The sequence below is a fragment of the Blautia sp. DFI.6.71 genome (assembly GCF_020593585.1).
Taxonomy (GTDB): Bacteria; Bacillota; Clostridia; order Lachnospirales; family Lachnospiraceae; genus Blautia_A; species Blautia_A wexlerae.
This window is the reverse complement of sequence record NZ_JAJDMJ010000115.1, coordinates 1-1,772: the sequence shown is the minus strand read 5'-3', so window position 1 is coordinate 1,772 and position 1,772 is coordinate 1. Positions and strand designations below refer to the sequence as shown.

Sequence of the window (1,772 nt, the reverse complement as noted above, 5' to 3'; positions counted from 1 at the left end):
GAACTCCCACCAAAGGTTTTGGAGACCCCTATCATACCATTTGACCAATCCCCTATCAAAACCAACTTGTAAAATTTCTTTTACTGTTGCAATTATACATATAAAAGCAACGATTGTCAAGCTTATTGTGCATTTTTATTATAAAGAATTTTACAAAGAAAGAGCGGAGATGGAGGGATTTGAACCCTCGCACCGGTTGCCCGGCCTGCCGCATTTCGAGTGCGGTCCCTTCAGCCTCTTGGGTACATCTCCATATTAAGATTAGAAACAGTTCTGAAGTGTAACTGGAACTGTTTTTTATTATATAAGGAATCTACGGAAAGGTCAATTCTTTTTTTATTGACGAATTGGTTTTGCTGTAATAAGATAATAACAAAATGCGGTTGTGTACCCTCTGGATTGCTATTGTCTGGGGATAATAAGCAGCTGCGAGGAAAGCAGATAGGTGACGATTATGACAGATAAGAAGAAAACAATTCTGGAGGCTGTGGAGAAGCTGACAGATACTTACCGTAAAGAAGAACTCTTTCTGGGAAAGGACAGAGAACGTCTTCCAAATAAGAAAGAGATTATTAACTTCATTAAAGATATGAGGTCTATTATTTTTCCCGGATATTTCAGTGTGGATTCCAGTGCCAGCGTGTTTCCGGAGCATTATGTGGCATATCGCCTGAATGATCTGTATGACTGCTTGCAGGAGCAGATTGAGATTGCATTTTTATATCAGGGTGAAGAAGAACAGAAGGCCAAAGAACATGCAGAGCAGATCACAGAGCGATTTTTTGCAAATGTTCCGGAAATTCAGCGTATGCTGCTGACTGACCTGCAGGCAGGTTTTGACGGTGACCCGGCTGCCAAGAGTAAAGAGGAGATCATTTTCTCTTATCCTGGATTTTATGCAATTTATGTATACAGACTTGCACATGTTCTGTATCTGGAAAATGTGCCGTTTATTCCAAGAATTATGTCTGAATATGCACATGGTTATACAGGTATCGATATCAATCCGGGTGCTACGATTGGAGAATATTTCTTCATTGACCATGGAACCGGTGTTGTAATCGGTGAGACTACGGAGATTGGAAAGAATGTGAAGCTGTATCAGGGCGTGACTCTTGGCGCACTTTCCACCCGTCAGGGACAGCTGCTTGCCAATGTGAAGAGACATCCGACGATCAGAGATAATGTGACGATTTATTCTAACTCTTCTGTGCTGGGCGGTGAGACTGTGATAGGAGAGAATACGATCATCGGAGGTAATACCTTTATTACAGCATCTATTCCGGCAAACACCAAGGTCAGTGCGAAGAGTCCTGAACTTGTGATTAAGAAACCAAGAAGTTCAGTGGAAGCTACGAATGTATGGGATTGGGAGAACTGATCTCTGGTTAACACTGTAAAATTTTGTTTTCCTGACAGGTTCCATCATATACAGTAAGTCCAGGCTTTCAGCGTGGAAAGTAATAAGTAGCAGGTGGAAATTTGCTTATATCAGGAGGAGTGAAAGCTCCTTCTGATAAACTGCATAGCAATTATTCGGTATAGAGCTGAGCAGCGAAACGGATGATTTTATCTGCGTGACAAATTGTTTGTCAGATGATGATTTGTATATGTTGTTAAAAAAATAGAAAAAATTTAAATTTAGTGTTGACAAATACAGTTTCATCATATATACTAATCTTCGTTGATGCGACAGAGATGCACAGACAACAAGCTGTGCGGGTGTAGTTCAATGGTAGAACACCAGCCTTCCAAGCTGGATACGTGGGTTC

General features: G+C 40.9%; 1 protein-coding gene and 1 tRNA gene. One reads left to right on the top strand and one right to left on the bottom strand.

Going from position 1 to position 1,772, the window contains the following annotated elements; translation table 11 throughout:
- Positions 1-164: 164 nt before the first annotated feature.
- Positions 165-252, bottom strand: a tRNA-Ser gene (locus tag LJE12_RS19445).
- 202 nt (positions 253-454) lie between these two features.
- Here LJE12_RS19445 and epsC point away from each other — a divergent pair.
- Positions 455-1,381, top strand: a complete 927-nt coding sequence (gene epsC, locus LJE12_RS19440) for a serine O-acetyltransferase EpsC (RefSeq protein ID WP_008705761.1) — start codon at positions 455-457, stop codon at positions 1,379-1,381.
- The last annotated feature ends 391 nt before the right edge of the window (positions 1,382-1,772 follow it).